Below are 26,356 nucleotides of genomic sequence, written 5' to 3' on the forward strand. Positions count from 1 at the left end.
CGCCAGACCCGAAAAACCGCCAGCTGTAAGCAGGTGAATTTTCCGTTTGACGGCCCCGTCGCTTCTGCTTATACGCCCCTCACGACACCTGCCCAGGTGGCGGAATTGGTAGACGCGCTAGCTTCAGGTGCTAGTGTCCGTATGGACGTGGAGGTTCGAGTCCTCTCCTGGGCACCATATCCCCTATTTTTCTCGATGCTTGATCACGCCTTTGGCGTGTTATGGCGCCTGCGCGATGACGTACCGTCAGAGTAGACAGCCCCCGTAAAAACAGCGCTCATCCTCTGGCAGCTGGGGAGAGCTGTTCGTGCTGGACATGGGGGAGAGCGTGATGGAGGCGGATTATGTGATCGTCGGCGGAGGCTCTGCGGGATCGACGCTGGCTGCCCGACTAAGCGAAGATCCAACCGTCACGGTCTGCCTGCTGGAAGCCGGCGGGCGCGGTGACGGGCTTTTGGTTCGCGCTCCTGCCGCTGTGGTCGCGATGCTACCGGGACGCCCCAAAATCAACAATTGGGCCTATGAAACCGTGCCGCAACAGGGGTTGAACGGGCGACGCGGATATCAGCCGCGCGGTAAAGGCCTGGGCGGCTCCAGTGCGATCAATGCCATGCTTTATATTCGCGGCCATGCCAGCGATTACGATGAATGGGCCGCATTGGGATGTCCCGGTTGGGATTGGAACTCGGTGCTGCCCTATTTCCGAAAAGCCGAAAACAACGAACGCGGCGGCGATGATCTGCATGGTGCAGCCGGCCCCTTGCAGGTCAGCAACCAGAAATCGCCCCGCCCGATCACCGATGCCTTTATCAAGGCCGGCCAATCCCTGCAGATCCGACACTGCGAGGATTTCAACACAGGCGACAACGAGGGCATCGGCCTTTATCAGGTGACGCAATTCCACAGAGCTGACCGCAACGGGGAGCGCTGCTCGGCGGCGGCGGCCTATCTACACCCGGTGATGGACCGCGCGAATCTGAAGGTGATCACGCGGGCGCAGGCATCCCGGATCATATTCGACGGCAAACGTGCGGTTGGCGTCAGCTACCGGCTGCGCGGCACTGAGCATAGTGTCCGCGCCCGCCGCGAGGTGATGCTCTGCGGTGGAGCGTTCAACTCGCCGCAGCTGCTGCAACTCTCCGGCGTTGGTCGACCCGAGGATATCCGCCCGCACGGGATCGACATGGTCCATGAACTGCCCGGGGTGGGGCAAAATCTGCAGGATCATCTGGACTTTACACTGGCTTATAAATCCAAGGATCGCGACAATTTCGGCATTTCCCTGCCCGGCAGTATCTCACTGTTGCGCCACATATGGAACTGGCGGAAAACCGGGCGTGGTATGATTGCGACTCCCTTTGCGGAAGGGGCCGCGTTCCTGAAAACGGACCCATCCGAAGAGCGTGCCGATGTGCAGCTGCATTTTGTGATTTCCATCGTGGATGATCACGCCCGGAAGCTGCACATGGGGCATGGGTTCAGCTGCCATATCTGCGTGCTGAGGCCAAAATCGCGCGGCACGGTCGGCCTGACCAGTGCCGATCCCACATCACCGCCACGGATTGATCCGCAATTTCTCGCTGATCCCGATGATATGGCCGTGCTTATCAGGGGGGTGCGCAAAACCCGGCAAATCATGGCGGCAGAACCGCTGGCGGGCTATATTCACAAGGAGCTGTTTATCGACGGCGAGGTCGATGACGCCGCATTGGAACAGCACATACGCGCGCGGGCAGATACGATTTATCATCCGGTTGGCACCTGCAAAATGGGAACCGACCCGCTTGCGGTGGTGGATCCCGCGCTCCGGGTCCATGGTTTGGACGGGCTGCGGGTGGTTGATGCGTCGATCATGCCGCGCCTGATTGGCGGCAACACCAATGCGCCAACCATCATGATCGCGGAGAAAGCGGCAGATATTATACGCGGTGCCCTGGCCCGCGCCTGACATTTCAATTCGGAGAAGACGAAGATGCTTGGCAAGATGATGCACAAACAGCTGACTATAGGCTCGCTGATAGAACATGCAGGGCGGTTCCATAGCGGGACCACGGTCACATCTGTCGAGACTTCGGGCGAAACCGTGCATGTCACCTGGGGAGACATCGACACCAACGCCCGCAAGCTGGCGGCCGCCCTGGGACGGCTGGGCATCGCGCAGGGCGCCCGTTGCGGCACCATCGCCTGGAACAATCGTCGCCACCTCGAAATCTATTTCGGCGTCTCCGGGGGTGGGTTTGTCTGCCACACGATCAACCCGCGGCTGACACCGGAGCAGCTGATCTACATCATAAACCACGCAGAAGATCAGGTCCTGTTCATCGACACCACCTTTGTTCCGGCGGTGGCACAGCTGCGCGCGCATCTGACCACCGTGCAGAATATCGTGGTGATGGGGCCTCCGGACGCCGAGATCGCAGCCCAGATCGAAGACGTGCTGTTCTACGATGCGCTCCTGGACATGGAAACAACCCCGTATTCCTGGCCTGATCTGGATGAAAACCTGCCATCGAGCCTGTGTTACACCTCCGGCACGACCGGCAATCCCAAGGGGGTTGAATACACCCATCGCACCAGCGTTCTGCATACGCTTGGCGGCAACCAGCCCGACGGTATCGCCCTGCGGGCGCGGGACACCGTTCTGGCAGTTGTTCCGATGTTCCACGTGAATGCCTGGGGGACGCCCTACATGACCGCGGCGGTTGGGGCAAAGCTGGTACTGCCCGGGCCGCATCTGGATGGGGCGAGCCTGGCCAAGCTGATTGATGCGGAAAAGGTCACCGTGGCGCTGGGTGTTCCCACAATCTGGATGGGTTTGCTGAAAGGGCTGGAGGAGACCGGATGCACCGCCGAGAGCCTGGAACGCACCATTGTCGGCGGCTCTGCCCTGCCAACGGTCATGATCCCCACATTTCGTGACAAATACGGCGTTGATCTGGTGCATGCCTGGGGCATGACGGAAACAAGCCCAATCGGGACGCTGAACCAGCTGCTTCAGAAACACAATGAGCTGGACGCCGAGCAGCAGGCGAAGCTGCGCGAAGGACAGGGCCGCCCCATGTATGGTGTCGATCTGCGCATCGTAGACGACAGCGGCGCTGTTCTGCCTCATGACGGACAGACGCAGGGCAATTTGCAGATCTGCGGTCATTGGGTGATCGACAGCTATTTCCGCGCCGAGGATACAGCGCTGACGGCAGATGGATGGTTCGATACCGGTGACGTCGCCACAATTGATGCCGATGGCTATATGATCATTCGTGATCGCTCCAAGGACATCATCAAGTCTGGCGGCGAATGGATCTCGACCGTCGAGCTGGAGGATATCGCGATGTCCCATCCCGGTATCGCTCAGGCAGCGGCAATCGCAGCCAGACACCCCAAATGGGACGAACGTCCGGTGGTGATCGCTGTAAAACGCTCCCCTGACGTGACCGAGGACGATCTGCGCGAGTATTACCAGGGCAAGGTAGCAAGCTGGCAGATCCCTGACCGTGTCATCTTTGTCGATGCGCTGCCGCTAGGTGGCACCGGAAAGGTGCTGAAAAACAAGCTCCGCGACTCTTACGACGCGATTCTGCTGGAGGCCTGATGCACTACACCGCCGCCAATATGGCATCTGGTGGCGGTGCCCATTTCACGAAATGGGCACAGAATCCGTCCGAATTACGGGTAAAAGAGGGGCTTTGGCGGCCATAACTGCCGGCAAATTTATCTGTTAAGCCTCACTTAAGACACCGCCTGATATCCCGGTAGTGGGTGAAAATAGGTGGTGGATTATGAGCGCACAAGGAAATGTGGCGCCCATTATCATCAAGAAGAAAAAGTCAGGTGGTGCCCATGGTCACCACGGTGGAGCCTGGAAGGTCGCCTATGCGGACTTCGTGACGGCTATGATGGCGTTCTTCATGTTGATGTGGCTGCTCAATGCAACGACTGAGAAACAACGCAAAGGGTTGGCGGATTATTTCTCGCCATCCATTCCGCTGAGCCGGGTCTCCGGCGGCGGCAACGGGGCTTTCAGCGGGGACAGCATGTTCACCGAGGAAATCCAGCCCCAGAACGGTACCGGTGCGACCGATGTGAACCCCGCAGACGCCCAGCAGGCCAAGGGTGACTCCGGCGTCGAACAGGACAAGGACCGCGAGGCTGCCGATGAGCAGTTCCGAGCCCTGGAAGAGCAGCTGAAGGGGCGTGGCGGCGAAAGCATGGTCTCGATCGAGATGGCGCAGCACATCATTACCCGCGTCACCGACGAAGGCCTTGTAGTCGAACTCTTCGACACCGAGGATTCGCCGCTGTTCAAAGATGGTACAGCCGAACCGACCCTCCTGTTCCGCGACATCGTGAAGATGGTTTCACGCGTCACCGGCGTTGTTGAAAACAACATCGCAATCGGCGGCCACATCAGATCACATGCGGTCGTTGTCGCCAATAATCCGGTCTGGGAACTGTCCCATGCACGAGCTGACGCGACCCGGGTGATGCTCGAATCAGGTGGAACGAAGTCCAAGCGGATGCACCGGGTGACGGGACATGCCGATCGCAAACTGGCGGATAGCAATCCGATGGCAGCGCGAAACAATCGGGTCGAAATCATCCTTCTGCGCAAATAACCCATGGATCCCCAAAAACGGGCGGCGAACAGATCAGACAATTTTATCTGTTAGCCGCCCGTTAATGGGCAATCGGCTAGCTGTTGCATCAAGAAAGATTCGATGCAGCAGAAAGGCGTATCCATGACGATTTCTTCCTCGCTTAATGCCGGTGTTGCCGGGCTTACCGCGAATGCCAGCCGACTGGCCTCCATTTCCGACAACATCGCAAACTCCTCAACCGCCGGCTACAAGCGGGTCCAGACCGATTTCCACTCGATGGTCATGAGCTCGTCTGGCGGCACCTATTCTGCCGGGGGCGTGCGGACAACCAACGTCCGCCTGATTGATGAGCGGGGCCCGCTGGTGTCGACCAGCAATGCGACTGACCTCGCGGTCCGAGGCCGCGGTATGCTGCCGGTGACATCCATGAACGAGGTCGAGACAGGCGCTGCGAATCCGCAGATGATGCTGACCACCACTGCATCGTTCCGGACCAACGCCGATGGCCTGCTGGCCACTGAATCCGGTCTCGTCCTGATGGGCTGGCCCGCACAGTCCGATGGTACGATCCCACCCTACCCGCGCGATACCTCCGATGCGCTGGAACCGGTTCGTTTCAATGTAAACAAACTGTCTGGTGAGCCGACAACCGAGATGTCTCTGGGTGTCAACCTGCCTGCGACCGCAACCGAATCCACGTCGGCTGGTACCAGCGAAAACCTGTCGATCGAGTATTATGACAACCTCGGCAAGTCGGAGAGTCTGCAGATCGAATTTGTTCCCACCGTTCCCGCAACAGGCGAGTCGAACGAGTGGACGATGATCATTACCGATACGGCCACCGGCGCCACTGCGATTGGTGAATATACGCTGACCTTTGATGACAACCGGACCTCCGGCGGCGCTCTCAATGCTGTCACGGCCACGACAGGTGGGGCCTATGACCCGGCAACCGGCTCGATCATCGTGTCTGTTGCAGGCGGCCCGATGGAGATCAATATCGGCACCTTGGGGGATGACAACGGGCTTACCCAATTGTCGGATACCTTCGCACCCGCCTCCATTTCAAAGGACGGCGCCCCGGTAGGTAACTTCACCGGCGTGGAAATCGACGAAGCCGGATATGTGCATGCCAATTATGACACCGGCGTCAGCCGAGTGGTCTATCAGGTACCTCTTGTCGATCTGCCCAATCCCAACGGTATGATCGCGATGGATCGCCAGACCTATATGCCATCCAGCGAAAGCGGCTCCTATTTCCTTTGGAATGCTGGTGAGGGTCCGACAGGCGATATCCTGGGCTATGCGCGTGAAGAGTCCGCAACCGATGTTGCGGGGGAACTGACCAACATGATCCAGACCCAGCGCGCCTATTCGTCGAACGCAAAGGTCATTCAGACCGTGGATGAGATGTTGCAGGAAACCACCAACATCAAGCGCTGATAAGCGCCTTCTCCTTTGATCCACATTCGCGCAAAGGCTGGATGATCCATGTCCATTACAAGTGCTCTCAATTCCGCAATGACCGGGCTGACGGCGGCTGGCCGCTCAACCTCGGTTGTTTCCGAAAACCTGTCGAATGTCCTGACACCAGGATATTCGCGCCGGAGTCTGGCGCTTACCAGCGCCGGCGACGGTTTCAGCGGGGTGAAGGTCGGCAACGTCCAGCGGATCAACGATCCGGCGTTGCAGTCCAGCGTGCGATCCGCCAATTCAGAGGTCGGCGTTGCCGAGGTGAAATCCGCCTTCTTTGGTCGTATGACCGAGCTGGTGGGCAGCGCCGACGACCCCTATTCCATCACACAGCGGCTGACCGACTTTGACTCCGGTCTGATCGAGGTGATTTCCCGTCCGGATTCAGGGCCGCGCTTGAACGATCTTGCGATCCAGGCTGAAGAATTGGTGCGGTCGATTTCCGATGCGGCCGAAGGGCTGCGCAATCGGCGCACAGCCGCCGACAGGGCCATCGACGTGCAAGTTGATACCGTCAATCAATCGCTGGAAAAGCTGCAAAGACTGAACGCAAAAATTGCAGTCAGTCAGTCCACCGGATCCGATTCCGCATCGCTTCTCGATCAGCGTGATCTGTTGATCGACGAGGTGAACCAGATTATCCCGGTCAAGGTTGTGAACCGTGACCGTGGGCAGGTCGCCCTGTTCTCAGAAGGCGGCGCCGTGCTTCTGGATGGTCAGGCCGCTGAGCTGAGTTTCGATGGCAAGGCCGATACCCTGCCTTACATGACCCTCGGCAACGGGTTGCTCTCCGGTCTGCAAATCAACGGTATCGACGTTGCAACCGGCCCCGGCGGGCCAATTCGCGGCGGGACTCTGGCGGCCCATTTCGAGGTGCGCGACGTTCTGACCGTGGAAGCTCAGGAAGATCTCGATGCGATGGCAAAAGATCTCGTCGAACGCTTCCAGGATCCAACCTTGGATCCGACTTTAGGCGCCACCGATCCCGGGATTTTCACCGATCAAGGTGCGTTCTTTGACCCTGCCAATACTGTTGGCATCGCCAACCGTATTGAATTGAACGACAAGATCGCGATGCAGGGACAGGCTGAAACTTGGCGGTTGCGGGATGGTCTCAATGCAGCGGCGCCCGGGAATGCCGGCGATGCAACGCTTCTGCGCGGATATGCCGATGCGCTCGACGCCAAGCGCTTGGTATCGTCCGTCGGCCTCGGCACCGCAAATCTGGATGCCAGCACGCTGAGCGCGAATCTGCTGTCGCGTTTTGCACAGAGTGAAAATTCCGCAGAACAGAATGTCGCCTTCGCGGCGGCAACCTATACCGAAATGTATCAGCGCGAATTGGCGCAGGGCGTCGACAGTGATGCTGAACTGCAAAACCTTATCGTGATTGAAAAAGTCTATCAGGCCAACGCCAGAATGATCTCCGTCGTTGATGAGCTGATGGAAACGCTTCTGAGGATTTAACGAATGATTATGAACTCATATGGGGACATGGCTCAACATCTGTTCCTGCGCAATCGGTCGGTGGGTCTGAAGAACGACATCTCGACCCTGACGCAGGAATTGAGTTCGGGTAAAACCTCGCAGCTGACACAGAAACTAGGTGGCGATCTCACCTATCTGTCCGACGTCGAACGAAGCCTTGACCGGCTCAAGTCCTTTCAGGTGGCAAATACCGAGGCCGCGCTGTTCGCATCCTCGATGCAGAACAATATTGAGCTGATCTCCGATAACGTCATCACGCTGACCGGTGACATCTTCTCCGTCACCACCTCGCCGAATGACGAAACGTCGAAGCAATTGTCCAACCAGGCAGAGGTGTTCCTGACGGAAGCCATCCGGTCGCTGAACGGAGAAGCGGCCGGCCGCAGCCTGTTCGCCGGCAATGATACCGAAGCCAAGCCTCTCGCCGATCTCAACACCTTGATGTCCGCACTGGTGACCGAGGTATCCCTGCTGAGCACCGCCCCGGATATTGTCCAGGCCGTCAAGGACTGGTTTGCCGATCCGCTGGGGTTTGATGCAGTGATGTACCAGGGCTCTTCGGATTTGATGGACCCGGTGAGAATCGGGCCCAATGAAGAGGTCACGGTCTCTCTGAAGGCCAATGATGCTGCGTTCAAACAGACATTGCAGAGCCTCGCGATTGCGACACTGGTAAATGAACCCGGCCTGAGCCTCAGTTCGAACGTGAAATTCGAACTGTTGCGTAGCACCGGGGTAGAGCTGCGTGAAAGCCAGGTTCAACTGACGCAGATGCAATCGGATCTTGGTTTTGTTGAAGGGCGCATCGAGCAGACGGCAACACGCAATGGCGCGGCGCAGACCAGCCTGAGCCTGGTGTTCAATGAACTCGTCCAAGCCGACCCATATGAGACCGCAACCCGTCTCGACGAGGCGCAGTTCCAACTGGAAAGCCTGTTTACTGTCACCGCGCGAACATCACAGCTGTCTCTGATGAGGTTCCTGTCATGATGCAGCTCATTCGACTTCTGCTGACGGTGCTGATGTTGCCTGCGATGGCACAGGCCAATGCCATCCGGCTGAAGGACCTGGTCGAGTTTGACGGCGTTCGTGGCAATGATCTGGTCGGCTACGGTCTTGTGGTTGGTCTGAACGGGACCGGCGACGGTCTGCGCAACTCACCGTTTACCGAAGAGATCATGTCGAACATCCTCGAAAGGCTGGGCGTCAATGTCACCGGTGAGCAGTTTCGGCCCAAGAATGTTGCGGCGGTGTTTGTCACCGCGACTTTACCGCCTTTTGCCCGTGTTGGCGGCACCGTCGATGTGACGGTGTCCGCAATTGGCGATTCGAAAAGCCTACTGGGCGGGACGCTGGTCATGACGCCGCTGAATGCCGCCGATGGTCAGATCTATGCCGTTGCCCAAGGGACCATTCTGGCCAGTGGCGCGGTCGCGGAGGGTGAAGGTGCCTCTGTCACCCAGGGGGTGCCGACCGCCGGTGTTATTCCATCGGGGGCCAGGGTCGAGCGCGAGATCGACTTTGATCTCTCGTCACTGACGTCCATGCGCCTTGCCCTGCGGGAGCCAGATTTCACCACCGCTGGCCGTATCGAGCGGGCGATCAATGCGGAATTTGGTCGAAACGTCGCTCTGATGCGGGATTCCGGGACCGTCGAAATTGACGTGCAGCGCACCAATAGCCGGTCAACGGCCCATGCAGTTGGTCGGATCGAGAATATCCTGGTCGAACCGCAGCGCAAGGCGCGTGTGGTTGTGGATCAACGCTCCGGCACCATTGTAATGGGCAGCGATGTCCGTATTTCACGTGTCGCGGTTGCGCAAGGCAATCTGACCCTGCGGATCGAGGAAACACCCCTCGTGGTTCAGCCCAATCCATTTGCAGATGGCGAAACGGTTGTCGTCCCACGCACCGGTGCCGCCATTGAAGAGGAGGAGGGCATACAGCTGGCGGAAGTTCCGGAAACAACCTCCTTGTCCGAAGTGGTCGCCGGGCTAAACGCCCTGGGCGTATCGCCGCGGGACATGATCGATATCCTCAAGAGCCTGAAGGCGGCCGGTGCCCTGCATGCCGAATTTGTAGTTCGGTAGCAGCGAGGCCCCAAGATAGACAAGACCAGCACCCCCTGAAGCCACGTGGCTTCGGGGGGTGCTTCGTCGTAATGGAGCTGTTGCGGATCCGCGATTTGCAGATGCGCTGTCACTGAACTCTACCTTCGTGATTGTCACAACCTGGAGGTCTGGGAGATGCGGTCCTGGACATTTCAGCACATTGCCCGAGATGACAGCACGGCTCGCTCTCCGCGCGTTACATCAGCGGGGCCCGAGGTCCAGATCACTAAATCTGAGGGAGAGGGAGAGGAAAGCCCGGTCATCAACCCTCAAGGATGTGCTGAAGGATGAGGGCGACCGCAGTATATGGCAGCGCTCAGGGTGATGGCACAGAAAAACCCCCGGCCGCAATGGCGACCGGAGGATTAGGAAGGCGATATCCAACTACGGGAAGTAGCTGCGCACCAAAGCACTCGCGATAAGGCTCCAGCCGTCGGCAACGACAAAGAACGCGAGTTTGAACGGCATGGACACAACGGCCGGTGGGACCATCATCATACCCATCGACATCAGAACCGCCGCGACCACCAGGTCGATCACGAGAAATGGCAGAAAGACAAGAAAGCCGACCTGAAACGCGCGGGCGATTTCTGACAGCATGAAGCTGGACACCAAGGTTGACAGCGGCGCATCGGCGGTTGGGTCAATACCCGCAGTGGCCGGGCGTAGATCCGCTATCGCGTAGAATGTATCGGGATCAAGGCGCGCCGCCATGAAGACACGGAACGGCTGCAAAGCACGTTCAAGCGCGGTTTCAACATCCAGCCGTTCCTCGATCAGCGGATTGATCCCGGTGGTCCAGGCCTCGGTAAAGACAGGCTCCATGACGAAATAGGTGAGAAACAGCGCGAGGCTGATCATCAACATATTCGGCGGCGCCTGCTGCAAACCGATGGCCTGCCGCAGGATCGACAAGACCGTCACAAGAAACGGAAAGCATGTGATCATGATCAGCAGCCCCGGCGCGAGGCTGAGGACGGTGATCAGCAGGATCAGCTGGATCGAACGGGCGGAGATTGACTGACCATCGCCCAATGACAGGCTGAGATCCTGCGCGCTTGCAGGGTCCGGCAGACCGAGGGCCAGAATAGCGGCCAGCGCGACGGCAAAAAGGGCAGTGCGTGTCATCCCAGGCCGCTTTGCAAATCCGCGATTTCCGTCAGGCGCACAGCCAGTTGACCTGCTTGCTCGCCTTCCAGCTCTTCCAATTGGCCTCTGGCGACCAGGCGGTCGCCGACATAGAGATCCACGGGATCCTCCACCCGTTTGTCGAGCGTCAGAATCGCGTTCTCGCCCAGGTTGACAAGATCACGGATCAACGGCCGCGCCTTGCCGACCGATACGACGACCTCAACGGGTACCGACACAAACGGATTGCCTGCATCGCCAGATTTCCGGTTCATTTCAGCAGACTTATCCATATTTGCTGTCCTCTGTTATGTGAAAGGAGAAGGCCTCGATCGAATCCTGGATAGAGTCGATCAGGGCCGAGCTGTTGATTTCCCGCTCAATGCCGCCGACCTTAAGATAGGCTTGACCCGGGCTCAGGATGACATCCTCGCGCACCTGAACCGGTACAGCGAAACTCTTGGTCAGAAGCGCACGCACCGTCGCCCCCTCGCCGGGGGAGACGACAATATTGATCGCTTGATCCGCCTGGCTCTTGGCCATGTCGGTGAGCTGATCAACTATGTGATGTCCAAAGCTCGCAGCCATTGCGTCGGGCAGGACAGCGCTCGTCAGAACCTTGAACATCGGATCCAGCGATTCGAGCAGTTGCGTCTGCGCCTCGTGGAAGGTGAAGCTGAGATCTTCGAGCGAACTGGCCAGTTCCGAGGAGACATGCTTGCTCTCCTTGTCCTTCGCTGTCACCGCATCATCCCAACCGGCGCTGTAGCCCTTTTCGTAGGATTCCAGACGCTGTTCTTCCAACAATTCCTCGTTGACTTCGACAACCGGCACCGCCGGTGTATCCATGGCAAAATCTTCAAGAAGATGGGCAATGGTCATCAGGCTCTCTCCTCATTTTCTTCCAGCCAGCCGCGCAGAATCTGAACAGTTTCCTCCTGGCGTTCGCCAATCATCGAGCGCAGGCGATCAACGGGGTTGTCGCTGCCACCGCCAAGGGCAGGCAGGCCACCCATATCGCCCAATCCGCTCATGTCACCCATGCCCATGCCGCTGCCCATGCCCATGCCACCCATGGGTTCGAACTGGCCGGTTTCATTGTTCTCGATCTCACCATCCAGCGCGAGATCGGCGCCGAGGTTCGGATTGGACATGAAACCGCCTCCGCCAAGTGCCGGCAATTCGTCCATGGCGTCGCCTGTCGGTGCCCCCAGGGCCGGAACGCTGGCCTGGTTCGAAAGGATCGGACGAATGACAAAGAGACCAAGGATCAGCGTCACCAGTGCCAAGGCAGCCATCTGGATAAGCGACATTGCATCCAGATAGATGTTGTCAAAGATGGAGGCGCTGACAACGGTGCCTTGCGGCTCTACCGTAGGCATTTCCATCGATTTCAGCGTGATGACATCCCCGCGCTCCTCGCTGAAGCCAACCGCGGCAGAGATCAGCTCGCGCAGCGCGCCAAGCTCTTCTTCCGGGCGGGGTTCCATCACTGTTTCGCCGGTTGCCGTGGTTGTCTGGACGCCATTCAGCAATACAGCAACCGTCAGTCGTTTAATCGCACCCGGTCCACGCAGAATCTCTTTTTCTGTCTCAGAGATTTCATAGTTGACCCGTTCACGAGTGGCACTGGTGCTGGCTTTCGACCCGTCGCCAGAGGCCCCGTCTCCGTCCGGGATATTTGACGCAACCGTCACTTCGCCCGATTGGTTCTGAGACGAATCCGCGCGTTCTTCCACGTCGGTGCTGATTGCGACACGGCTTTCGGGATCAATGCGCTTTTCCCGGATGGATTCGGTATCTGTTACCGTTTCGACGCTGACTTCGACCACAGCATTACCATGACCAACGCGCGCTTCGACCAGGCGCATGACCCGTTCGCGAATCGACTGCGAGCGATCATCCGTACCCGCGCCAACAGCTGCGGCGGCCTCGGGCGAGCCGATCAGGGCGCCATTGGCATCGATCACCGCAACATTCTCCACCGCGAGACCTGTCACGGCAGAGGAAATCAGAAACCGAATCGCATTGGCCTGGGCCGGCGTGATGGGCGAGCCCATCGGGACAACCGACACAGAGGCAGTCGGTTCGGCCGTGCGCTGGAAAGGGTTCGAGCCCGTATTGGCAATATGCACCCTTGCCTGGGTCACATGCGGGCTGGCCACAATAGTACGGGCCAATTCCCCTTCTTTTGCGCGCCAATAGGCGGCGTCAAACATCTGTGATGTTGTTCCGAAGCCGCTGAGCGAATCGAGCAGCTCATATCCGCGTCCGCCGTTTGCCGGCAGGCCTTCGCTTGCCAATGTCATGCGAAGTTCGTCGCGCGCTGAGGCCGCAACGTAAATTGACCCCCCGCGAACTTCATATTCTGTGCCGCGCTGTTCAAGCGCGCGCACCACATCCCCAGCCGAGCCGCTTTCCAGCCCGGCGTACAATAATTGCATCGTGGGCGTATTCGCCACACGGGACATCGCCAGGACGCTGAGAATCACGATCACCGTGGCCCCCACGGCAATCAGGCGCTTTCGCGTGTCCAAACCTGCCCAGACATTCTTGATCTGCTGCACATTAACCTCCGTAGCACCGGCATTCTGTCCGATGTGCAACCCTTTTGCCGGATTGCCCTTAACATTCGGTTAGTGTCCGCAAGCTAAGAAGATGAGGCACGACGTATTAGGGATAGTCATGACAGACGCTGTAGTAGACACAGAACAGGACGCCCCGGCCAAGAAGAGCAAGCTGCCCCTTATCATTGGGGTTGTTCTTGCGCTTGCTGGTGCCGGTGGGGGATTCTTCGCTGTCCAGTCAGGCCTTCTTCCCTTTGGTCAGAGCGCAGCCCCAGAAGGGGTGGATGCGACCGAAGTGGCGCCAGAAGGCGTGGACAACGGTGAGACGGCGGAGGATATCGCCAATCTCGCCTTTATCGAAATGGAACCGATTGTGATCACCTTGCGCAAGGCAAGTGGGCTAAAACACCTTCGATTCCGCTCTCAGCTGGAGGTTGATCTCGCCCATCGGGCCGAGGTCGAAAAAATCCTCCCGCGTGTTGTCGATGTTCTCAACAGCTATCTCAGGGCACTGGAACTGGAGGATCTGACCGATCCGATGGCCTTGCCGAAACTGCGCGCACAGATGCTGCGGCGGATCAATATCGCAACCGGCCAGGGCCGGGTGCGTGATCTGCTGATTATGGACTTCGTATTGAACTAGGAGAACGGGATGGAACTGATTGCAGATATCCTGCTTGCGGCCGGGGCCATGGGGGCAGGCTTTTATTGCCTGGTGCTCTCGCGACGGCTGAAGCGTTTCAACGACCTGGAGAAAGGTGTGGGAGGAGCGGTTGCCGTGCTCTCCGCCCAGGTCGATGACCTGAATAAATCACTGCTGGCAGCACGCCATGTATCGGATGGATCGAGCAAGGCTCTGGACCAGCTGACCGGCCGGGCCGAATCGGTTGCACAACGCCTGGAGCTGATGATGGCATCCATGCACGACATGCCCGAAGTTGCGGCGCCTGAGCCTAAGGCACAGGCACCCGAACCCGCAGCTGCCGAAGAAAACGACGCGCTCGCCGCCGCTTATCAAGCCGATGCCGAGCCAGAAGCGGCACCGGAACCTGAGCCTGCAAAACCTGCAGGGCTGATGTTTGTCCGCCACAACCGTTCGCAGGGCCGGGTAGCATAATGGCCAAGACAGCACAGACCAAAGCCCCGAAGGCAAAACCAAAAAAAGCAACGCGCATGAAGCGGACACGCAGCGGTGCGCTCATGATGCTGGCCTTCTTGCTGATGGGATCCGCTATTGTGCGCCTCGGGCTGGAGGCAGGACCGGCGATCGCCCGGGAAGTTGCAAACCTACAGGACGAATCGACTCTGAAGGATGAGCCGAAAGGCACCTTGAACGGTAAGTCGATGCCGTCATCGGCAGAGCTCCAGAACATGCTGGCGGCCTTTCAGGAGCGCGAAGCTGCACTGTCTGCGCGCGAGGCCGAGATTGAAGATCGCATGAAGGCGCTCGAGATCGCAGATGATGCAATCGAACAGAAGCTTGTTGCGCTGGAACAGGCGGAGGAAGAGCTGAAATCGACACTGGCTCTCGCCGATGGTGCAACAGAAGGGGATCTGACGCGTCTGACTGCGGTCTACGAGCAGATGAAACCCAAGGAATCAGCAGCGCTGTTTGAGGAGATGGATCCGGCATTTGCAGCTGGTTTCCTCGCGCGCATGCGCCCTGAGGCAGCCGCAGGCATCATGGCCGGGCTCAGCCCGCAGGCAGCCTATACAATCAGCGTGGTCCTGGCGGGTCGCAACGGGTCTGTTCCAAAGGAGTAAGCAAGCGCTGCTCCTCAGGCTTTTTTAACGTGAATCGCCTAAACTTGTAGAAACAAACGAAATTCGGAGTGGACCTAATGCTCGGTATTGTAGGCATCGTGGTTATCTTTGTCATGGTGTTCGGGGGATATCTCCTGGCCGGTGGTAAGATGACAATCATCATCAAGGCCCTGCCGTTTGAATTCATGATGATCGGCGGCGCCGGTATCGGGGCCTTTCTGATCAGCAATGACATCGGCGGCGTGAAACACACGCTGAAGGACATGGGCAAAGTGTTCAAGGGTCCCAAGTGGAAGGCCGACGACTATCGCGATCTTCTGTGTCTCTTGTTCTCTCTGATCCGGATCGCGCGGGCCAATCCCGTTGAGGTCGAACAACATATCGAGGATCCCGAGAACTCATCGGTCTTCAACCGGTATCCCAAGATTCTCGCCGACAAAGAGGCGGTGAACCTGATCAGTGATACCATGCGGTCCGCCTCGATGAACTATGACGACCCCCATCAGGTGGAAGAGGTTCTGGAAAAGCGCATCGAGGCAAATCTTCATCACGCGCTGCATTCCAGCCATGCGCTTCAGACACTTGCAGACGGGCTGCCCGCGCTTGGGATTGTTGCGGCGGTTCTCGGGATCATCAAGACGATGGGCTCGATCGACCAGCCCCCGGAAGTCCTGGGTAAGCTGATTGGTGGCGCGCTTGTCGGGACATTCCTTGGCGTTTTCCTGGCCTACGGTCTGGTTGGCCCCTTCGCCGGCAAGGTGAAGTCGGTAACCGAGGAAGATGCGCATTTCTACTCCCTCATCCGAGAAGTTCTGGTGGCAAATCTGCACAATCATGCCGCAGCGATCTGCATCGAAGTCGGACGTCAGAACACCCCGTCGCATATTCGCCCCGGCTTCTCTGAGCTGGAAGACGCGTTGAAGTCGGTGAAACAGGACGCAGCATGATGTGGCGCGCGCTGACCCTTGCAGCATTTACCCTGGCTGCGGCATCTGTGGATGCCCAGACGGTGGTCGCCCGTTCGGGAGAGCATGACGGGTTTTCCCGGCTGGTCATGCGGCTTCCAAATGGCGCGCCATGGTCGCTGCGTCAGTCAGGCCAATCGGCGCAGGTGGTCATTGAAACGCCAACAGTGGTGTTTGATACATCCCGAATCTTCGATCTTATTCCGCGGACGCGCCTGCAATCTGTGTCGCAGGCCGGCCCCGGACAACCGCTAAACCTACAGCTTGGTTGCGCATGTGAGGTGACCTCCTTCGTGCAGAAGGACGGGTATCTGGTGATCGATATCGCCGATGGCCCCGCCGGGGCCGAGCGGCGTGTCATCGCAGGCTCGCCCTTGCCTCTGTTGCCCGGCACGTTCAACAGCGCAGGCTATCGCTTCAATCTAGCCGCGCGCGCGGCTGCTGATGCACGCGCCGCACTCGATCTAGCCGGCGTCACGTCCGACAGCTCCGACCGGCCCAATCCGGTACAGCGCCTCCCCGTAGCTGTGGCGGACGCCCCATCAGCCGTGGTGCTGCCCCTCAATCTGAACCGGACACCCCACACAAACATTGAAGCAAATCCTGCCGGGGGCACAAGTGTTGCCGCCGCGCCAGCCCCGGAACCAACACCGGTCCCGGTAGAGGTTGATACCGATATGCTGCTCGACCTGTCAGAAACGGAGCGCGCAGCCACAGTCAACGAATCTGAACAGCGGCTGTTGCAACAGATCAGCCGGGCAACCAATCAGGGCCTTCTGGAGCTTGTTGGTGTAGAAGTTCACGATGGTCCCGCCGGACATATCCTTGACCCGCTGAGCAGCCGTGATCGCCCTCTTAATCCGCTGGACCAGATCTCTGTCACGTCCTCCGTGGATCGCGAAACCGGCCTGGTTGCGCGCCGCTCGGGCGATTCCAATCAGCCGACACACTGCTTGTCGAGCACACAGCTTGCCATCCATGAATGGGGCACTGATGAGCCATTCTCTGACCAGATATCACCGCTTCGGGCTGAACTGGTGCGTGAATTCGACGATGTCGATCCGGCTGCCGTCCTAACCCTGGCGCGGGCCTATCTCTTTTTTGGGTTCGGTGCTGAGGCACAGGCGATCTTGCGTATGATGCCGTCTGGCGCAGCGGAACATGATGATGCCGTGGCGCTGACCGCGATGGGGGCTGTGCTGGACGGTCAGGACCTTGGCGTAAACCACGCCTTCGCCGGGCAACAGGTCTGCGACAGCGAAGTGGCGCTTTGGGCAGCGCTGGCCGATGGCACGATCAAGAAAAACGCAAAGACGGATGCAATCCAGCAGGCCTTTGCCAAGCTGCCACCACATTTGCGGGTCCAGGTCGGCCCGCGGGTCAGCACGCTTTTTGCAAAGGCCGGTGACCCTCATCTGGCGGGCGCCACGCTGCGTTCGGTTGATCGTACCGGCGTCGACCACGTGCCCGAAATCAATCTGGCCGAAGCCGAAATCGCCAAATTGGAAGGTGACGTCGAAACCGTGGCTCAGGAGCTGACGGAGGAGGTCGCGGAGCGGACGGAAAACGCCCCCCGTGCCTTGATTGAGCTGATTGATCTCAGCTTTGCCGAGCGCTCTGCGCTGTCGCCGGATGTCCCGGATCTTGCCGCGTCCTATGAGGTCGAGAATCGCGATAGCCCACTGGGCATGGACTTGCGCCGCGCCGTGGTCTCGGCATTGGCCCTGACCGGCCAGTTCCATGACAGCTTCAACGAATTGGATGCCTTGAGCAGACGTGATGGTCCTGCAGCGCGCACTGCCGCGCTGGAACCGCTTCTGACATTGCTGACGGAACGCGCAGATGATGTGACATTCCTGCAGTATGCGCTGGTCATTGCGGCCAATGGTACCCCGGCCGAGGTAGCTCCGATTGCCGATATCGTGGCTCAGCGGCTGCTTGATCTCGGGTTTGCGCAGCAGGCACAGTCGATCCTGAAGAAGCTCGCCATGGAACCCGGCAACGCCAAACGACGCCTGCTTCTGGCCAAGGCAGCACTCGCGATGGACAAACCGCACTCCGCGCTGGTGGAGCTGATGGGGCTGTCCGGGTCTGAAGCAAATAAGCTGCGCGCCGAAGCGCTGTGGCGAAACGGTGAATATGCAAGAGCTGGCGAATATCTTCTTGAAGAAGACGAAGAGGATGCGGCGGCGCGCGGTTTCTGGCACTCGGAAGATCGCGAGAATCTTGCAACCATTGATGCTGATGTTGCGCAGCAGTTTGGCGGAGTCGCGAGGGTGACGACACAGATCGAAGAAACTGCAAAAGAACCAAGTGGTTTGCCGCCCCTAGCTCATGCGAGGGCCCTGGTCGAAAGCAGCGAGGGAACACGCGGCGGTATTGCCGATCTGCTGCAGAAGGTGACGCGGCAGCCAGAGCTTTCCGAAGACGGATCATAGCTGACAACGATCTTTTCTGCCACGCTGACAGATACCAGGACCGCCTCACCGGCGGTCTTGGCGCATCTGATGATAACGGTTTGTCAATGCTCTGGTCTTAGGCTCGGACTTAGGGTGAATCCTCATTTGGACAGGCAGAATGCCGAAATTGAGCTTTCTTTTCAGACAACAGCGGCGATGTGCCCGCTGCACAGTCAGTTTGCCAGTATGGCCTGCGCTTTTTTGTGCGGCGCTGGGGCTATTGGTGTTTTTGAAACCGCAGACCGGACATGCGTCCTCACCGCAGGTTTCGGCGTTATGTGATCTCGCCGCACGGCGCGCGGCACGTGATCAGGGCGTGCCACTGGACGTTCTGCGCGCGATTACCAGAACGGAAACCGGTCGTGGCGGCAAACAAGGGCTTCAGCCATGGCCGTGGACGGTCAATATGGAAGGCGCCGGTAAGTGGTTTCAGACCGAAGATGAGGCGAGAGCCTATGTCTTCTCGCACTTCAAGCGCGGCGCGCGCAGCTTTGATGTCGGGTGTTTCCAGATCAACTTCAAATGGCATGGTCAGGCGTTCGACTCGATTGACCAAATGTTCGATCCACTTGCCAATGCGCAATATGCGGCGCGCTTCCTGCGCGAACTGCATGATGAATTCGGCGATTGGTCCCAGGCGGCCGGCGCCTATCACTCGCGCACGCCGACCTATGCAAATCGCTATACAGCACGTTTCGATCGGGTTCGGGCTGATCTGAAGCCAGTCGAGACCGTTGCCGCGCTGCCGGTGGAGCGCAAACGGGCCACCTTCTCTGCCCCGCAACCGCTCGCCATGCTTCACAATCCCTCACCGCTGATCACCCAAGGCGCAGCGCCCTCCGGCGCAGCTCGATTGGGCTCACTGGTCCCATTAACGGGCAGCGGCGCATCCGCGCAGGCTCTCATCGTACTGAAATAAGGGCTGAATTTCCGTGCCAAATATTGATATACAAAAACTGTTCAGCCCCACCGTGCTGCTCGCACTCGCGCTGATGGCGATTATCGTGATGATGATTCTGCCGATGCCAGCCTGGGTTCTGGATATCGGTCTCGCGGCTTCCTTCGGGCTTGCGATCCTGATCTTCACAATCACCTTGTTTATCGAGCGGCCTCTGGATTTCTCATCATTCCCGACGATCCTGCTGGCCTCTCTGATGCTGCGGTTGTCGCTGAATGTGTCTTCGACAAAACTGATTATCGGTCAGGGCCATACCGGCACCGATGCCGCAGGCGGGGTGATCGAGGGATTCGCTCAGTTCGTCATGGGGGGCAGTGTATTCCTTGGCCTCGTTGTCTTTGGGGTGCTGTTGATCGTGAACTTCATGGTCATTACCAAAGGTGCAGCGCGGATGGCCGAGGTCGGCGCCCGCTTTGCACTGGACGGGATGCCAGGCAAGCAGCTGGCAATCGACAGCGACATGTCGGCCGGCGCCATTGACCACGCCACAGCGCGCGAGCGTCGCGAGGTGGAACAACGCGAAACAACATTCTTCGGCTCCCTGGACGGTGCGTCCAAATTTGTAAAAGGCGACGCAATCGCCGGCCTGCTGATCACCCTGTTGAACCTGATCATGGGCCTGATCATGGGCGTGCTTGTTCACGACATGCCGGTTGTTTCCGCATTTGAAACCTATGCGATCCTGACGGTTGGCGATGGTCTGGTATCTCAGATCCCCTCGGTCATCATCTCGATTGCGGCAGCTCTCTTGCTGGCCCGCGGCGGTGCGACGGGCTCGACCGATATCGCGCTGGCCGATCAGCTGGGCAAACATCCGGCCGCTCTGGCAACCGTTGCCGTGCTCATGTCGCTGTTTGCGCTGGTTCCGGGTCTGCCGTTTATCCCCTTCATGGTGGGGGGCGCTGTACTGGGATACACCGCATATAAGATGAGCAAGAACATGAAGGACCGCGAAGAAGCGGATATGGACGAGCGGATCGAAGAAGTCATGGAGCCGAAGGAAAACCGGGCGCTGGGTGACATCCTCGATCTGGACGACCTGCACCTGGAATTCGCACCGGATCTGGTGAGCATGGTTCTGGATGCCGGGACCGGGCTGGATGCCCGCATTGCCAATATGCGGACGCATGTGGCAACCACCTTTGGGCTTATCCTGCCGGAGATCCGCCTGACGGATGAGCCTGAGCTGATGACCGGCACCTATGTGATCAAAGTGCAAGGGGTGGAACAGGTGCGCGGCATTCTGCATCCCGAAATGGTGCTCGCGTTGATGCCCGACAATCACGCAGCCCTGCCGCCCGGCACCGATGTGACAGAACCTGTCTATGGTGCACCTGCGCGTTGGATATCTTCGAAGAGCCAGGAAGATGCAGCGCTCTCAGGCGCCACAATCGTCACCGCACCGGAAATTCTGGCCACCCATTTGCTGGAAGTGATCAAGCAGAACTTCCCGCGTCTGCTGACGCTGAAATCCCTGCGCCGCCTGCTGAACGAAATGACCGAGCTGACAGATGATTTCCGCGCCGAGGCAAATCGCAAACTGCTGGACGAACTGGTGCCGGACAAGGTGCCGATGGACACGTTGCACAGCGTCTTGCGTCTGCTTCTGGAGGAGCGGGTGTCCATCCGCAACATGCCTCTCATTCTCGAATCGATTGCCGAGGCACGCCTCCATACCAACCAGCCCGAGATCATCTGTGAGCATGTGCGCCAACGTTTGGGTTTCCAGCTGGTTGGTGAGATGAAGCGCGAGGATGGGACCATTCCGCTGATCCAGCTGGCCCCGGAATGGGAAGAGACCTTCTCTACCTACCAGATCGACGCTCAGGGTGGCGCCGTCGATATCGCGCTGCCGCCGGATCAGTTCAACCGACTGGCCGAGGGGCTGAGCGACCGACTGAACAGTACGACCGAACAGGGTGTTTTTGCAGCGGTTGTTACCTCGACCCGGCGTCGTCGATACCTGCGGACAATCCTGAAATCACGCGGCATCCTCAATCCGGTTTTGTCTTTCGAGGAAATCGGACTTGAGGCCAGACCTGCCCTGGTAGGCATGGTTCCGGCATGAGCATTGGCTTTCTGCCGCCTGAGCTGGTCGCCCTTCTGGGCGCCGGCTTTTGGCATGGGGCCATCGTCTTTCTGCGGGTTGCGGCCATGGTGTCCGTACTACCCGCCTTTGGCGAAAAATATGTCCCGGTGCGGATCAAACTGGCCATTTCGCTGGCGTTCACATTTATCGTGGCGCCGGCCTTGCCGTTGCTGCCGGAACCGGCCAGCCCGCTGCATTACGCCAGTCTCGCGCTGAGTGAAGCCGTTGTTGGTCTGGCCCTCGGGGTCGCGATCCGCATGTTTGTTCATGCAATCCAGATCGCCGGAACAATTGCCGCGCAGTCGACGTCTCTCGCACAGGTTCTGGGCGGTATCGGTGCCGAGCCAATGCCCGCTATTGGCGCCGTCCTGTTGATCTCGGGATTGGCGCTGGCGGTCATGTTGGGTCTTCATATCCGTGTGGCTGAATTCATAATCTACAGCTACATGATGTTCCCGGTGGGTGAATTCCCGGCGGCATCCGGCCTGTCGGATTGGGGTGTACACCGTGTTTCGCGCGCCTTTGCGATGGGGTTCTCTCTCGCTGCACCGTTCCTGATCGGCTCGATGGTCTACAATCTGACACTGGGTGTCATCAACCGCGCCATGCCCGCGCTGATGGTGGCCTTTGTCGGTGCGCCGGTGGTTACCTTCGGAGGTCTCGCAATCCTGATGGTTGCCAGCCCAATGATCTTGGATATCTGGAGCACCGCGCTTATGAGCTTCTTTGCCAATCCGGGTGAGGGGATGCCATGAGCGACGACGACTCAGACAAGTCATATGAACCAACACCGCAGAAGCTTGAGAAAGCTCGGAAAAAAGGTGAAGTTCCAAAATCTACCGACCTGTCGGTGGCGGCGTCCTATCTCGGGCTGATCATCGCGATTTACGTGTCGGGGGCAGACGTTGTCGCCGAAATCGGCACGATATTGATGTCATTTCTCGATCAACCCGACCGGCTGGCAGAATTATTCTTCAACGGCGCCGGTACCGTGCCGGTTGGCGGGATCATGATGGCTGTCGGGACCTCAAGTCTGCCGATCTTTATCGTCCCTATGGCCGCTGTTTTCCTGTCCATTGTCGCCCAGCGGGCCCTGGTTTTTGCTCCCAGCAAGCTGGAGCCAAAACTCTCAAAGATCTCGATCATTTCCAACGCCAAGAATAAATTCGGGCGTTCGGGCCTTTTTGAGTTCTTCAAGAGCACCGTAAAGCTGATCCTCTACTCGGTCTGCATGGGTGTCTACCTGAACTATCGGCTGCCGGATATGATCGCGTCTTCTGCCACCGGTGCTTTTGTCGTCGTGATGATGATGGCGCAGCTGGCACTGGAGTTTCTCATCCTCGCGCTGATCATCGCGCTGGGTATTGGTGTCATCGATGCCGCGTTTCAGCAGGCAGAGCACAATCGGAAAAACATGATGTCCCGCCAGGAAATCATGGACGAAAGCAAAGAGTCCGAAGGCGACCCGCATCTAAAGGGCGCCCGCCGACAAAAGGCCCATCAGATTGCCATGGGCCAAGGCGTCGCAGATGTGGCAAAGGCAGATGTCGTTATCGTCAACCCGACTCATTACGCCGTCGCATTGAAATGGGACCGTGCACCAGGACAGGCGCCTGTCTGTGTGGCCAAGGGGGTGGATGAAGTCGCTGCTATCATTCGCGAAGTTGCCAATGAGAATGGTGTCCCGATCCATAGCGATCCGCCGACCGCGCGCGCCCTGCATGCCGCGGTTCAGATCGGCGAGGAAATTCACGAAGAGCATTATGCGCCGGTTGCCGCCGCGATCCGCTTTGCGGAGAACATGCGCCAACGGGCCAAGGGGATGGTGTGATGAAGCAGAAAATGCTCGATCAGATGGCCGATGTGACCGAAGCCCTGTATCTGCAGGAACATGCCAAGGTAAAGCCGGTTCTGGATGCGGAAGCCCGCGTGCGCGGCCAGCTGACTAAGCTGGACCAGCAGATCAAAGACAGCCGCGATCTGGCCAGCTCCGACCATGCAATGAAAGCGCTTGGTGCCGATCTTCTGTGGCAGGGCTGGCATACCCGCGCCCGTCGAGAGTTGAATATGGAACTGGCGCAGATCACGGCACAGAAACTGCGGGCAATGGACAATCTGCGCAAGGCATTCGGTCGCAAACACGCGGTGGAGACAATGGCGATCGAAGAGCGCCTGAGGGTCAAGAAAGACAAGGCGCAGAAACTGCACAATCGCCTGATGAATATGGACTGAGCCACCTGACACAGGATGGCATCTAAGAGAAAGGCCGGTTCGAATGAACCGGCCTTTCTCTTTTCGGTAGTGCATTGGTCAGACGTCTTGTCGCGACATCTCTACAATCAGGACGTCATAGATATCTTTGCCCAGTTGTTTCTGCGCGGCCTCACGCAGCGCGGTCCGCAGCGGTGTCAACATGTCGGATCGGGTGAAGGCCCCGCGAAAGCCACCCATATTGGCATGATCGAACAGAACCTGCAGAAAGATATCCCGCAACTTGGGTTCATAAGCGTGGATCTTCTCGTTCATGCCAGCCTTGGTTTCCAGGCTGAGCGACACCACCACCAGCGAGGACAGCTGTTCGCGCTCGACAACGGGAACCACGAACTGGTTCGCCATCTTGATGTATTCGCGCTGCTCTTCCTCATCACCCGGCAGCTCCGGAGTGATCTCCTCGGCATGTTCGCCGCTATCCTCAGCGTGGTCTTCTGGGGCCGGTGCCGGAGCCATCATGATCCCGGCGCCGATACCTCCGGCAGTTCCGACCAGCAGTAGAATGACAGGCAGTAGTTTTGACAGCATGTGCAGGCCTCAGAATGGCAGGATCACGTCCAGCACCTGCTGGCCGTAACGCGGTTGTTGGACATCAGTGATCTGGCCGCGGCCACCATATGAGACCCGCGCGGACGCGATCTTGTCGTAGGTGATCTCATTTTGACGGCTGATATCGTCGGGGCGGACATAACCGGTCACCAGCAATTCGCGCATCTCAAAGTTGACGCGCAGCTCCTGCGTACCGTTGATGGAGAGAACACCGTTCGGCAGGACATCGACCACAGTCGCGGCAACCCGCAGTTCCAGTTTCTCGCTCCGTTTCACGGACCCTTTGCCACCCGAGCTGCTGCTGCTGCCGATATCGACGGCATCAGCCATCGTGGCACCGTCCGGCAATTTCCGGTCAATCCGCTGCGGCAGGCCCAGCAGCTGCGGCAGCGCCAAGCTCTCGGACCCGGAGCGGGACCGTTTGGTGTCGTTTGAAATTTCGGCCTCTTCGTCAATCTCGATGACGACCGTCAGGATATCGCCCCGTTTGGTTGCCCGCCGATCCCCAAGCAGCGACTGACGCGAGCCGCTCCAGAGCGAGGCCTGGTCGACCGGACGCTGTGTCTGGGTATCGACCGGCAGCCCCTGAAACAGCATGGCGACATGCTCGGGCGATTCATTTGCCGGGCTGAACGTGGGAGGCTTGCCAACATGGTCGAGCCGTCCGCAGGCGCTGAGCATGATCACACCAGCAAGGGCGGATTTTGCCAAATAAATTCTATTTTTCATCAGTTTACCTCAACTGTTCCATCTGCGGCGATCCGTCCGCTGATGGTTGTGCGTGACGACAAATTCATGACACGTATGGCCTCTCCATCTGCGCCACGGCCAAGCGAGCGGCCCTCGGCGAGGATGGTAAGTCCACCACGTTTGAAACGAATGGTGACCAGATCATTGCGATCGACGATGGCCGGAGGGCCGACATCACCGGGACGCATCGGCCGCCCCGCATAGAGTGCCACGCGCGCCTCCTGCCCGATCACGAGAGCAGGATCTGAGATCGCGCCCAGCACCTCGGCCTGTTTCAGAACCAGATCCTCGGCCGTCACGATTTCCTTGGCGCGGATGGTGCGCACGGGGACCAGTATATCGGCCCAGACAGGTTGGGCGCAGAGCAGCATCATAATGGCGAGGATCGGTTTCATCAGCGGACCTGTGTGGTTGCGCCCATCATCTGATCGACGGCAGAGATGACCTTGGCATTCATTTCATAGCCGCGCTGCGCTTCGATCAGCTCGGTGACCTCGCGCACGGCATCGACGGAACTGGCCTCCAGGTAGCCCTGGCGCAGAGTACCAAGACCATTCTCGCCGGGCGTCGCCACGCTGGCTGCGCCGGAGGCTTCGGTTTCGACAAAGAGGTTGCTGCCCAGCGCTTCGAGACCCTTGGGATTGGAGAAGCCGGCAAGTGTCAGCTGTCCCATCAACTGACCTTCGGCGGCCTCGTCGAAATAGGCATAGACCTCGCCCTCGGCATTGATCGACACATTGCGTGCATCGGTCGGGATGGTGATATCCGGCGACACGGTGAACCCGTCGGAGGTGACAATCAACCCTTCGGCCGACCGTTTGAGCGCGCCATCACGGGTGTAGGCGGATTGGCCGGACGGCAGGGTAACCTCCAGATAGCCCTTCCCGTCAATTGCGACGTCCAGATCGTTGCCGGTCTGGGTCAGGGCACCCTGGGCCAGGTGAATGGAAATCGCCGAGGCACGCACACCAAGACCGACCTGCACACCGGTTGGCAGCACGGTTCCATCAGAGGCATTTACCGTGCCGGCCCGCGTCACCTGCTGATAGTGCAGGTCCGCAAACTCCGCACGCCGTGCGTTGTAACCAGTGGTATTCATATTGGCGAGGTTGTTCGAAATCGTCTCTACACGCAGTTGCTGCGCGGTCATTCCGGTTGCGGCGATCTTGAGGGCGCGCATGGGGGT

Annotated in this window: 25 protein-coding genes and 1 tRNA gene; 18 read left to right on the top strand and 8 right to left on the bottom strand. The window is 58.7% G+C overall.

Annotation, left to right across the window (positions count from 1 at the left end):
- Window positions 1-90 precede the first annotated feature (90 nt).
- The 8 genes from VWZ81_RS10380 to VWZ81_RS10415 all read left to right on the top strand — a co-directional run bounded on the left by VWZ81_RS10380 (window position 91) and on the right by VWZ81_RS10415 (window position 9,649).
- Window positions 91-177, top strand: a tRNA-Leu gene (locus VWZ81_RS10380).
- 154 nt (window positions 178-331) lie between these two features.
- Complete coding sequence (locus VWZ81_RS10385; RefSeq protein WP_416542757.1) at window positions 332-1,948, top strand: GMC family oxidoreductase; 1,617 nt, start codon at window positions 332-334, stop codon at window positions 1,946-1,948.
- A gap of 24 nt (window positions 1,949-1,972) precedes the next feature.
- Complete coding sequence (locus VWZ81_RS10390) at window positions 1,973-3,592, top strand: long-chain-fatty-acid--CoA ligase (RefSeq protein ID WP_416538499.1); 1,620 nt, start codon at window positions 1,973-1,975, stop codon at window positions 3,590-3,592.
- Window positions 3,593-3,779: 187 nt separating this feature from the next.
- Window positions 3,780-4,616: a flagellar motor protein MotB gene (locus VWZ81_RS10395; RefSeq protein WP_416534391.1), complete on the top strand. Its 837-nt coding sequence runs from the start codon at window positions 3,780-3,782 to the stop codon at window positions 4,614-4,616.
- 102 nt (window positions 4,617-4,718) lie between these two features.
- On the top strand, window positions 4,719-6,041 hold the full coding sequence (locus tag VWZ81_RS10400; RefSeq protein WP_416542678.1) for a flagellar hook protein FlgE: 1,323 nt from the start codon (window positions 4,719-4,721) through the stop codon (window positions 6,039-6,041).
- A gap of 48 nt (window positions 6,042-6,089) precedes the next feature.
- Window positions 6,090-7,538, top strand: coding sequence for a flagellar hook-associated protein FlgK (gene flgK / locus VWZ81_RS10405; protein WP_340547039.1), 1,449 nt, complete (start codon window positions 6,090-6,092; stop codon window positions 7,536-7,538).
- Between the two features lie 3 nt (window positions 7,539-7,541).
- A complete protein-coding gene (locus tag VWZ81_RS10410; protein ID WP_416542679.1) occupies window positions 7,542-8,549 on the top strand; it encodes a flagellin in 1,008 nt (335 codons plus the stop codon).
- Complete coding sequence (locus VWZ81_RS10415) at window positions 8,546-9,649, top strand: flagellar basal body P-ring protein FlgI (RefSeq protein ID WP_416542680.1); 1,104 nt, start codon at window positions 8,546-8,548, stop codon at window positions 9,647-9,649. Before VWZ81_RS10410 ends, VWZ81_RS10415 begins: the two co-directional genes overlap by 4 nt.
- Window positions 9,650-10,054: 405 nt before the next feature.
- Here VWZ81_RS10415 and fliP read toward each other — a convergent pair whose 3' ends face one another.
- The 4 genes from fliP to fliF are packed head-to-tail and all read right to left on the bottom strand — an operon-like array spanning window position 10,055 to window position 13,365.
- A complete protein-coding gene (gene fliP, locus VWZ81_RS10420) occupies window positions 10,055-10,798 on the bottom strand; it encodes a flagellar type III secretion system pore protein FliP (RefSeq protein ID WP_416538497.1) in 744 nt (247 codons plus the stop codon).
- Window positions 10,795-11,091 (bottom strand): FliM/FliN family flagellar motor switch protein, encoded by a 297-nt coding sequence (locus tag VWZ81_RS10425; RefSeq protein ID WP_040175044.1) that lies wholly within the window; start codon window positions 11,089-11,091, stop codon window positions 10,795-10,797. The genes fliP and VWZ81_RS10425 overlap by 4 nt, the downstream gene beginning before the upstream one ends.
- Complete coding sequence (locus tag VWZ81_RS10430) at window positions 11,084-11,680, bottom strand: ABC transporter ATP-binding protein (RefSeq protein WP_340547043.1); 597 nt, start codon at window positions 11,678-11,680, stop codon at window positions 11,084-11,086. Before VWZ81_RS10430 ends, VWZ81_RS10425 begins: the two co-directional genes overlap by 8 nt.
- On the bottom strand, window positions 11,680-13,365 hold the full coding sequence (gene fliF, locus VWZ81_RS10435; RefSeq protein ID WP_416534390.1) for a flagellar basal-body MS-ring/collar protein FliF: 1,686 nt from the start codon (window positions 13,363-13,365) through the stop codon (window positions 11,680-11,682). The genes VWZ81_RS10430 and fliF overlap by 1 nt, the downstream gene beginning before the upstream one ends.
- A 118-nt stretch (window positions 13,366-13,483) precedes the next feature.
- Here fliF and VWZ81_RS10440 point away from each other — a divergent pair, with 118 nt between their 5' ends.
- From VWZ81_RS10440 to VWZ81_RS10485, 10 genes are all read left to right on the top strand, one after another.
- Window positions 13,484-14,008 (top strand): flagellar basal body-associated FliL family protein, encoded by a 525-nt coding sequence (locus VWZ81_RS10440; protein ID WP_340547045.1) that lies wholly within the window; start codon window positions 13,484-13,486, stop codon window positions 14,006-14,008.
- Between the two features lie 9 nt (window positions 14,009-14,017).
- Complete coding sequence (locus VWZ81_RS10445; RefSeq protein ID WP_416534389.1) at window positions 14,018-14,482, top strand: hypothetical protein; 465 nt, start codon at window positions 14,018-14,020, stop codon at window positions 14,480-14,482.
- The gene (locus VWZ81_RS10450; RefSeq protein WP_340547047.1) at window positions 14,482-15,129 is read left to right on the top strand and encodes a hypothetical protein; all 648 of its coding nucleotides are present in this window, start codon (window positions 14,482-14,484) and stop codon (window positions 15,127-15,129) included. The genes VWZ81_RS10445 and VWZ81_RS10450 overlap by 1 nt, the downstream gene beginning before the upstream one ends.
- A 77-nt stretch (window positions 15,130-15,206) precedes the next feature.
- Complete coding sequence (gene motA / locus VWZ81_RS10455) at window positions 15,207-16,076, top strand: flagellar motor stator protein MotA (RefSeq protein WP_340547048.1); 870 nt, start codon at window positions 15,207-15,209, stop codon at window positions 16,074-16,076.
- Window positions 16,076-18,532 (top strand): hypothetical protein, encoded by a 2,457-nt coding sequence (locus VWZ81_RS10460; RefSeq protein WP_416542758.1) that lies wholly within the window; start codon window positions 16,076-16,078, stop codon window positions 18,530-18,532. The genes motA and VWZ81_RS10460 overlap by 1 nt, the downstream gene beginning before the upstream one ends.
- A gap of 139 nt (window positions 18,533-18,671) precedes the next feature.
- Complete coding sequence (locus VWZ81_RS10465) at window positions 18,672-19,472, top strand: transglycosylase SLT domain-containing protein (protein WP_416542681.1); 801 nt, start codon at window positions 18,672-18,674, stop codon at window positions 19,470-19,472.
- A 13-nt stretch (window positions 19,473-19,485) separates the two neighbouring features.
- A complete protein-coding gene (gene flhA, locus VWZ81_RS10470; RefSeq protein ID WP_416534387.1) occupies window positions 19,486-21,579 on the top strand; it encodes a flagellar biosynthesis protein FlhA in 2,094 nt (697 codons plus the stop codon).
- On the top strand, window positions 21,576-22,355 hold the full coding sequence (locus VWZ81_RS10475) for a flagellar biosynthetic protein FliR (protein ID WP_416534386.1): 780 nt from the start codon (window positions 21,576-21,578) through the stop codon (window positions 22,353-22,355). The genes flhA and VWZ81_RS10475 overlap by 4 nt, the downstream gene beginning before the upstream one ends.
- Entirely contained in the window at window positions 22,352-23,431 is a 1,080-nt protein-coding gene (gene flhB / locus VWZ81_RS10480) for a flagellar type III secretion system protein FlhB (protein WP_416534385.1), read from the top strand. Before VWZ81_RS10475 ends, flhB begins: the two co-directional genes overlap by 4 nt.
- On the top strand, window positions 23,431-23,832 hold the full coding sequence (locus VWZ81_RS10485) for a hypothetical protein (protein WP_340547053.1): 402 nt from the start codon (window positions 23,431-23,433) through the stop codon (window positions 23,830-23,832). Before flhB ends, VWZ81_RS10485 begins: the two co-directional genes overlap by 1 nt.
- 78 nt (window positions 23,833-23,910) lie before the next feature.
- On the opposite strand, the gene VWZ81_RS10490 is transcribed toward VWZ81_RS10485, so the two are convergent.
- The 4 genes from VWZ81_RS10490 to flgG are packed head-to-tail and all read right to left on the bottom strand — an operon-like array spanning window position 23,911 to window position 26,350.
- Entirely contained in the window at window positions 23,911-24,399 is a 489-nt protein-coding gene (locus tag VWZ81_RS10490) for a flagellar basal body-associated FliL family protein (protein ID WP_340547054.1), read from the bottom strand.
- A 9-nt stretch (window positions 24,400-24,408) separates the two neighbouring features.
- Window positions 24,409-25,149: a flagellar basal body L-ring protein FlgH gene (gene flgH, locus VWZ81_RS10495; protein WP_340547055.1), complete on the bottom strand. Its 741-nt coding sequence runs from the start codon at window positions 25,147-25,149 to the stop codon at window positions 24,409-24,411.
- The gene (gene flgA / locus VWZ81_RS10500) at window positions 25,149-25,565 is read right to left on the bottom strand and encodes a flagellar basal body P-ring formation chaperone FlgA (protein WP_340547056.1); all 417 of its coding nucleotides are present in this window, start codon (window positions 25,563-25,565) and stop codon (window positions 25,149-25,151) included. Before flgA ends, flgH begins: the two co-directional genes overlap by 1 nt.
- Window positions 25,565-26,350, bottom strand: coding sequence for a flagellar basal-body rod protein FlgG (flgG, locus tag VWZ81_RS10505; protein WP_340547057.1), 786 nt, complete (start codon window positions 26,348-26,350; stop codon window positions 25,565-25,567). Before flgG ends, flgA begins: the two co-directional genes overlap by 1 nt.
- Window positions 26,351-26,356: the final 6 nt, after the last annotated feature.

It is taken from the genome of Phaeobacter sp. JH20_34, assembly GCF_048056095.1.
Lineage (GTDB): Bacteria > Pseudomonadota > Alphaproteobacteria > Rhodobacterales > Rhodobacteraceae > Phaeobacter > Phaeobacter bryozoorum.

Bases quoted from the DNA above. Each gene is read 5' to 3' on its own strand.
- VWZ81_RS10385 (WP_416542757.1), top strand. From the start codon at position 332: ATGGAGGCGGATTATGTGATCGTCGGCGGAGGCTCTGCGGGATCGACG.
- VWZ81_RS10390 (WP_416538499.1), top strand. From the start codon at position 1,973: ATGCTTGGCAAGATGATGCACAAACAGCTGACTATAGGCTCGCTGATA.
- VWZ81_RS10395 (WP_416534391.1), top strand. From the start codon at position 3,780: ATGAGCGCACAAGGAAATGTGGCGCCCATTATCATCAAGAAGAAAAAG.
- VWZ81_RS10400 (WP_416542678.1), top strand. From the start codon at position 4,719: ATGCAGCAGAAAGGCGTATCCATGACGATTTCTTCCTCGCTTAATGCC.
- flgK (WP_340547039.1), top strand. From the start codon at position 6,090: ATGTCCATTACAAGTGCTCTCAATTCCGCAATGACCGGGCTGACGGCG.
- VWZ81_RS10410 (WP_416542679.1), top strand. From the start codon at position 7,542: ATGATTATGAACTCATATGGGGACATGGCTCAACATCTGTTCCTGCGC.
- VWZ81_RS10415 (WP_416542680.1), top strand. From the start codon at position 8,546: ATGATGCAGCTCATTCGACTTCTGCTGACGGTGCTGATGTTGCCTGCG.
- fliP (WP_416538497.1), bottom strand. From the start codon at position 10,798: ATGACACGCACTGCCCTTTTTGCCGTCGCGCTGGCCGCTATTCTGGCC.
- VWZ81_RS10425 (WP_040175044.1), bottom strand. From the start codon at position 11,091: ATGGATAAGTCTGCTGAAATGAACCGGAAATCTGGCGATGCAGGCAAT.
- VWZ81_RS10430 (WP_340547043.1), bottom strand. From the start codon at position 11,680: ATGACCATTGCCCATCTTCTTGAAGATTTTGCCATGGATACACCGGCG.
- VWZ81_RS10440 (WP_340547045.1), top strand. From the start codon at position 13,484: ATGACAGACGCTGTAGTAGACACAGAACAGGACGCCCCGGCCAAGAAG.
- VWZ81_RS10445 (WP_416534389.1), top strand. From the start codon at position 14,018: ATGGAACTGATTGCAGATATCCTGCTTGCGGCCGGGGCCATGGGGGCA.
- VWZ81_RS10450 (WP_340547047.1), top strand. From the start codon at position 14,482: ATGGCCAAGACAGCACAGACCAAAGCCCCGAAGGCAAAACCAAAAAAA.
- motA (WP_340547048.1), top strand. From the start codon at position 15,207: ATGCTCGGTATTGTAGGCATCGTGGTTATCTTTGTCATGGTGTTCGGG.
- VWZ81_RS10460 (WP_416542758.1), top strand. From the start codon at position 16,076: ATGTGGCGCGCGCTGACCCTTGCAGCATTTACCCTGGCTGCGGCATCT.
- VWZ81_RS10465 (WP_416542681.1), top strand. From the start codon at position 18,672: ATGCCGAAATTGAGCTTTCTTTTCAGACAACAGCGGCGATGTGCCCGC.
- VWZ81_RS10475 (WP_416534386.1), top strand. From the start codon at position 21,576: ATGAGCATTGGCTTTCTGCCGCCTGAGCTGGTCGCCCTTCTGGGCGCC.
- flhB (WP_416534385.1), top strand. From the start codon at position 22,352: ATGAGCGACGACGACTCAGACAAGTCATATGAACCAACACCGCAGAAG.
- VWZ81_RS10485 (WP_340547053.1), top strand. From the start codon at position 23,431: ATGAAGCAGAAAATGCTCGATCAGATGGCCGATGTGACCGAAGCCCTG.
- VWZ81_RS10490 (WP_340547054.1), bottom strand. From the start codon at position 24,399: ATGCTGTCAAAACTACTGCCTGTCATTCTACTGCTGGTCGGAACTGCC.
- flgH (WP_340547055.1), bottom strand. From the start codon at position 25,149: ATGAAAAATAGAATTTATTTGGCAAAATCCGCCCTTGCTGGTGTGATC.
- flgA (WP_340547056.1), bottom strand. From the start codon at position 25,565: ATGAAACCGATCCTCGCCATTATGATGCTGCTCTGCGCCCAACCTGTC.
- flgG (WP_340547057.1), bottom strand. From the start codon at position 26,350: ATGCGCGCCCTCAAGATCGCCGCAACCGGAATGACCGCGCAGCAACTG.